Annotated in this window: 6 protein-coding genes; 4 read left to right on the top strand and 2 right to left on the bottom strand. The window is 72.4% G+C overall.

What is annotated here, in order from left to right; translation table 11 throughout:
• Positions 1–158 precede the first annotated feature (158 nt).
• On the bottom strand, positions 159–1,055 hold the full coding sequence (locus tag AB0F98_RS31675; RefSeq protein WP_357743221.1) for a universal stress protein: 897 nt from the start codon (positions 1,053–1,055) through the stop codon (positions 159–161).
• 349 nt (positions 1,056–1,404) lie between these two features.
• On the opposite strand from AB0F98_RS31675, the gene AB0F98_RS31670 reads away from it, so the two are divergent.
• The 3 genes from AB0F98_RS31670 (at position 1,405) to AB0F98_RS31660 (ending at position 4,048) form a co-directional block, all read left to right on the top strand.
• Positions 1,405–1,884 (top strand): GNAT family N-acetyltransferase, encoded by a 480-nt coding sequence (locus tag AB0F98_RS31670; RefSeq protein WP_357743218.1) that lies wholly within the window; start codon positions 1,405–1,407, stop codon positions 1,882–1,884.
• A 52-nt stretch (positions 1,885–1,936) separates the two neighbouring features.
• Complete coding sequence (locus tag AB0F98_RS31665; protein WP_357743215.1) at positions 1,937–2,581, top strand: hypothetical protein; 645 nt, start codon at positions 1,937–1,939, stop codon at positions 2,579–2,581.
• Between the two features lie 141 nt (positions 2,582–2,722).
• Positions 2,723–4,048 (top strand): hemolysin family protein, encoded by a 1,326-nt coding sequence (locus AB0F98_RS31660; RefSeq protein WP_357743212.1) that lies wholly within the window; start codon positions 2,723–2,725, stop codon positions 4,046–4,048.
• 8 nt (positions 4,049–4,056) lie between these two features.
• On the opposite strand, the gene AB0F98_RS31655 is transcribed toward AB0F98_RS31660, so the two are convergent.
• Positions 4,057–4,443, bottom strand: coding sequence for a PaaI family thioesterase (locus AB0F98_RS31655; RefSeq protein WP_357743227.1), 387 nt, complete (start codon positions 4,441–4,443; stop codon positions 4,057–4,059).
• 107 nt (positions 4,444–4,550) lie between these two features.
• On the opposite strand from AB0F98_RS31655, the gene tyrS reads away from it, so the two are divergent.
• Complete coding sequence (gene tyrS / locus AB0F98_RS31650) at positions 4,551–5,834, top strand: tyrosine--tRNA ligase (RefSeq protein ID WP_357743224.1); 1,284 nt, start codon at positions 4,551–4,553, stop codon at positions 5,832–5,834.
• Positions 5,835–6,096 lie beyond the last annotated feature (262 nt).

Genomic DNA, 6,096 nt, shown 5'->3' with positions numbered 1-6,096 from the left:
CCTCCCGCCGCGCTCCGGCCCTCGCTCGTCGGCCGGGCGGGGCGCCCCGGGCCGGGGGCCCCCCCCGGCCCCCCCCCCCCCGGCCCCCCCGCCCCCCCCCCCCCCCCCCCCCCCACGGCCGCAGTCAGGAACGGCGGCGGTACCTGCCGCCGCCCGCGTCAGGACCCTTCGTCGGTACGCACGTGCCGCACGATCGCCACCGGCGAGTGCGTGTGGTGCAGGACCGCGTGGCTGACCGAGCCGAGCAGCAGACCGCCGAGCGCGCCACGACCGTGCGCACCGACGACCACCAGCTGGGCGTCGCGCGACTGCTCGACGAGCGCCTGAGCCGGGGAACCGTGGACCAGCGCCTGCCGCACCGACACCTCCGGGTAGCGCTCGCCGTGACCGGCCACGGACTCGGCGAGCACCCGCTGCTCGTCCTCCGCGTACGCCGCAAGCTCGTCCGTCGACGGGGCCACCGTGCCGGGGAAGAGCACGACCGGGTCCAGCCAGGCGTGCACCGCGACGAGCGAGGTGCCCCGGCGGGCCGCCTCCTCGAACGCGAAGCCGACCGCCTCGGTGGACAGTTCGGATCCGTCCACGCCGACCACGACCGGACCGTCGGCGCGGGGCTCACCCCGTACCACGAGCACCGGGCACTGCGCCCGGGCGGACACCTGGACGGTGACCGACCCGATCAGCAGACCGGCGAAGCCGCCCAGGCCGCGGTGCCCGAGCACCACGAGCGCGGCGTCGCGGGACTCGTCGAGCAGAACCCGGGTCGCGGCCCCGTCGACCACGGCGCCGGTGACCGACACGTCCGGGGTCACCTTGCCGGCCTCGGCCACGGCCTGGGCGACGAACTTCTCCGCCTCGTCACGCAGCCCGGCGGTCTCGGCGGCGAACGGCGCGGGGCCGAGATCGGCAACGGTGAGCGGCCAGCTGAACGCGTGGACGACCCGCAGTGGACGGTGCCGGTGTTCGGCCTCCCGGGCGGCCACCCGGACCGCGTCCAGGGCCGCGTCGGAACCGTCCACGCCCACCACGACGGGGGCTCCGGTGTTGATGGTCATGACTACCTCCTTCGTCCGGTTCGAGCATTCCTCGCCGGCCGACGGTCGGTCAGGGCAGCTCGTCCCGGATCGCGGGCCGTTGGTCCCGGGTCACCCGGCTCGGCCCGCTGTCCTCACGCGTTACGCGTCTGGTCGCCGTGCTGCTGCGCGACCGCCCGAAGGTACCGCCGCACCCGGTCACCGCAGCCTCGGCGTCGCGTCCGTGTGACCCCGGTCCAACATCCTGTCCCCGGAGGCGCCCGCCGCGGTCGAATGAGGGGATCACCCCATCCCCGGCCGGGCACGCCGCCGCCGGCGTGCCCACGGCACCCACGCCCCCGGTCCCCGGCCCCCGGCCTATCCTCTTCGCGTGACCGCTGAGCTGCGTCTGCGTCCGGTGCGCGACGACGACCTGATCGAGTTCTACCGCCACCAGCTGGATCCCGAGGCGATCCGGATGGCGGCCTTCACCGCCGACGACCCCGCCGACCGGCAGTCCTTCGCCGACCACTGGCGCCGGGTGCGCACCGACCCGGGGATCGTCTCGCGGACGGTCACCGTCGACGGGCAGGTGGTCGGTCACGTGCTCGCCTTCCCCGTCGGCGAGCAGACGGAGGTCAGCTACTGGATCGACCGGCGGCACTGGGGCCAGGGGTACGCCACCCGCGCGCTCGGTGGCCTGCTGCGCGAGCTGCCGCAGCGTCCGGTGCACGCCCGGGCCGCCAAGGACAACCTCGGCTCCCTCGCGGTCCTGCGCAAATGCGGGTTCGTCATCCGGGGAGAGGACCACGCCTACGCCGCCGGCCGTGGCGGCGACGTCGAGGAGTACGTGCTGGAACTCACCGCCTGACAGCGGCCCGCCCGCCGAGCACCCGCACCCGGGGGGCTACTACCCTCGCGGGGTGAACTGGCTGGAACTCTTCGGCTGGGTCGGCTCCGCGGTGCTGGTCTGGTCGCTGCTGCAGACGCGCGTCCTGCGGTTGCGTGCGTTGAACCTGATCGGTTGTCTGATCCTGATCGGTTACAACGCCGCCCTCCGGGTGTGGCCCATGGTCGGGCTCAACGTCGTACTCGCCGTGATCAACATCTGGTACCTGCGCCGGATGCTCGCCACCCGGCACGACGAGGCGACCTACCAGGTCGTCGAGGTCGGCGTGCACGACCAGTTCCTCGCCCACACGCTGCGGGTGCACGCCGTGGACATCGCGAAGTTCAACCCCGGCTTCCGCTGGCCGGCCGACGACGACCGGCCGACCGGCACGGCGGAGCGATCCGCGTTCCTGGTGGTCCGCGCCGACGAGGTGGTCGGTGTGGTGCTGGCACACGCCGAGGCGCACGACGTCGCCCAGATCGACCTGGACTACGTCACCCAGCGGTTCCGCGACTTCACGCCGGGAGAGTTCGTGTACCGGCAGAGCCGCCTCTTCACCGACCGGGGTTTCCGCCGGGTGGTCAGCCCGCCCGGCATGGTCGCCCCGTACTACCACCGGCTCGGCTTCCGCCGCACCGGCGACGCGTACGTCCTCGACCTGCCGGTCGGCTCCTGACCCGCCGGCCGTCCGGATCCGTACCCACCCGGCGAGGATTCACGGCCCCGCCGCCTGGGCACAGATGCGCGTACGCCGACCGGGGCCGCCGGGCGGTGGCGCCGGTGGAGTCCGGCGCGGTCGCGCGAGGGAGATTCGGGCGTGCAGAGCTACTGGGGCCAACTGGCCTTGGTCGGGGTCCTTGTCGTGCTCAACGCCGCCTTCGCCGGCAGTGAGATGGCCCTGGTCTCGCTGCGGGACAGCCAGATCCAGCGGCTGGAACGGACCAGCCGCGCCGGGCGGGTGCTGGCCCGGCTGGCCACCGACCCGAACCGCTTCCTGGCCACGATCCAGATCGGGATCACGCTCGCCGGTTTCCTCGCCTCGGCCGCCGCCGCGGTTGCGCTGGCACGCCCGCTGATCCCGCTGCTCGGGCCGCTCGGCGCGGCGGCCGAGCCGGTCGCCATCGTGCTGGTAACCCTCGCGCTCACCTTCGTCACCCTGGTCTTCGGCGAGCTGGCCCCGAAGAGGATCGCCATGCAGTCCGCCGAACGGTGGGCGCTGCTGGTGGCCCGTCCCCTGGACCTGCTCGCCGGCCTCACCCGCCCGGCCGTCTGGGCGCTCGGCGCCACCAGCGACCTCGTCGTACGCCTGGTCGGGCTCGACCCGCGCCCGCAGCGCGACGAGATCAGCCCGGACGAGCTGCGGGACATCGTCTCCGGCAACCACGGCTTCACGAAGGAACAGCAGACCATCATCGCCGGTGCCGTGGAGATCGCCGACCGGCGGTTGCGGGCCGTGCTGGTGCCCCGGTTGCAGGTCTTCTGCCTGGACAGCGGGACGACCGCGGAGGCGGCCCGGCTGGTGCTGGCCGCCAGTGGCCACTCCCGCGCGCCGGTCGTCCGCCACGGCGGGCTGGACGACGCGGTGGGTGTGATCCACCTACGGGACCTCGTCGGTGTACCGGCGGACCGGCCGGTCGACGAGCGCGTACGCCCGCCGATGCTGCTGCCCGACTCGCTGCCCGTCGTCGACGCGCTGCGCCAGTTCAAGGCCGAACGCCAGCACATCGCGCTGGTGGTGGACGAGCGCGGCGCGGTCGACGGCATCGTCACCCTCGAGGACATCCTGGAGGAGATCGTCGGGGAGATCTACGACGAGACCGACCGGGACGTACGCGCGGTGCGCACCGATCCGGACGGCGCGCTGCGCCTGCCCGGCACCTTCCCGGTACACGACCTGCCCGACGTCGGCGTCGAGCTGCCGGGCCGGCCGGCCGGCGACTACACCACGATCGCCGGGCTGGTCCTCGCCTGTCTCGGGCACATCCCCACGGCCACGGGTGAGGACGTCACGGTCGACGCCTGGCGACTGGAGGTCGCCCGCATCGACCACCGGGCCATCACGGAGGTGCGGCTGCGCCGCGGTGCCGATCCGGCCGTGGACCTGCCCGACGCGCAGCCGCTCCTCGACGGCGCACGTGGCTGACCCGGTCGTCAGGCGGCGGGGGCGAGATTCTGCAACCGGACCTGGCCGCGCGCGACGAGGCGTTCATCGCCGTCGGTGATCTCCACCTGCCACAGCTGCTGACTGCGCCCCCGATGGATCGGAGTGCCGACTGCGGTCAGCTCGCCGTCGCGTACCGCGCGCAGGAAGTCGGTCTGGTTCGAAACCCCGACCACGGTGCCGCGGTCGCCCAGCCATACAGAGGCCCCCACGCTCGCCGCGGTCTCCACGACCGAGCAGTAGACCCCGCCGTGCTGGATGCCGAACGGCTGGTGCAGCTCGGGGCGGACCTGCCAGCGGATCACCACCCGGTCGCCGCTGACCTCGTCGAACTTCAGGCCGAGCAGGGCGACGAAGCCCCCGGTCGGATCCGGCATCTCCACGGCGACTCCTCCTCACCTTCGTTGGAGAGCCAGCCTAGTCTCCGCGAGCCTCGCCAAACCCGGTACGGGTCAGGGCCGGAGATGGGGGAGAATTGGTGACCGTGACCGACAGCAACCTCCCGCACGGGCGGGACTCCCTGACCGACGACCTGCTGTGGCGGGGCCTGATCCAGGACTCGACCGGCCTCGACGAGCTGCGTGAGCTGCTCGACGGCGGGAGCACCACCTTCTATGTGGGCTTCGACCCGACGGCGCCCAGCCTGCACGTCGGCAACCTGATGCAGGTCGTGATGGGCCGTCGGCTCCAGCTGGCCGGGCACCGGCCGCTGCTGCTGGTGGGCGGCGCCACCGGCCAGATCGGCGACCCGAAGGAGAGCGCGGAGCGCAACCTGAACCCGCCGGAGGTGATCGCCGGCTGGGTTCAGCGCATTCGCGACCAGCTGTCGCCCTTCGTCTCGTACGAGGGGGAGAACGCGGCCCGGTTGGTCAACAACCTGGACTGGACCGGCGAGATGTCCGTGGTGGAGTTCCTCCGGGACGTCGGCAAGCACTTCCCGGTGAACAAGATGCTGGCCCGCGAGGTGGTCAAGGCGCGGCTGGAGACCGGCATCAGCTTCACCGAGTTCAGCTACCAGCTGCTCCAGGCGAACGACTTCTTCGAGCTGCACCGCCGGCACGGCTGCCAACTGCAATACGGCGGCTCCGACCAGTGGGGCAACATCACCGCCGGCGTGGACTACATCCGACGCCGCGGCGCCGGGCCGGTGGAGGCCTTCACCACGCCCCTGGTCACCAAGTCCGACGGCACCAAGTTCGGTAAGAGCGAGACCGGCGCGGTCTGGCTCGACCCCGAGATGACCAGCCCGTACGCCTTCTACCAGTTCTGGCTGAACGCCGACGACCGCGACGTCACCCGCTACCTGCGCTACTTCAGCTTCCGCTCGCGGGAGGAGCTGGAGGAGTTGGAGAAGGCCACCGCCGAGCGCCCGCAGGCCCGGCTGGCCCAGCGGGCACTCGCCGAGGAGCTCACCACGCTGGTGCACGGGGAGCGGGAGATGGCCCAGGCGGTGGCGGCCAGCCAGGCGCTCTTCGGTCGGGGTGCGCTCGATGAACTCTCGCCCGAGACCCTGCGCGCCGCGCTCACCGAGGCTGGTCTGGTCCATCTCGACGAGCTGCCGGACGTCGCCGGCCTGCTCAAGGAGTCGGGGCTGGTACCGAGCATGAAGGAAGCCCGCCGGGTGATCGCCGAGGGTGGTGCGTACGTCAACAACAACCGGGTGACGGAGGTGGACGCCACGGTGTCGGCGGAGGATCTCCTGCACGGCCGGTACCTGGTGCTGCGCCGCGGTAAGCGCTCGTTCGCGGGTGTTGAGCTGCGGCGATAGTCGTTTGTCGACGGTGTGACGCGCGACGCGTCCCGCGGATTTGACGATCGGTCCGCGGGACGCGTAACTTTCTCTCTGCCAGCGCGGAACGGACGAAATGGGGCGAAAGTCCTGGAGGCCGGAGCGTGGCGGAGACTTTCGGGTCGGAGGGGCTGGGCTTCTCTGATTCGGGATCTGGGCGGTGCCCCGGGTTCGCTGTGAGGCGGATTTGGTGAGGCGGAACCGGCCGGGTATGGTCGACGGTCGGCAGGGTGCCGGGCGA

Origin of the sequence: Micromonospora sp. NPDC023737 (assembly GCF_040639715.1) — a bacterium.
Classification (GTDB): Bacteria; Actinomycetota; Actinomycetes; order Mycobacteriales; family Micromonosporaceae; genus Micromonospora.
Note: the sequence above shows the minus strand (reverse complement) of the source record. Positions and strands in the feature narration are given on the sequence as shown.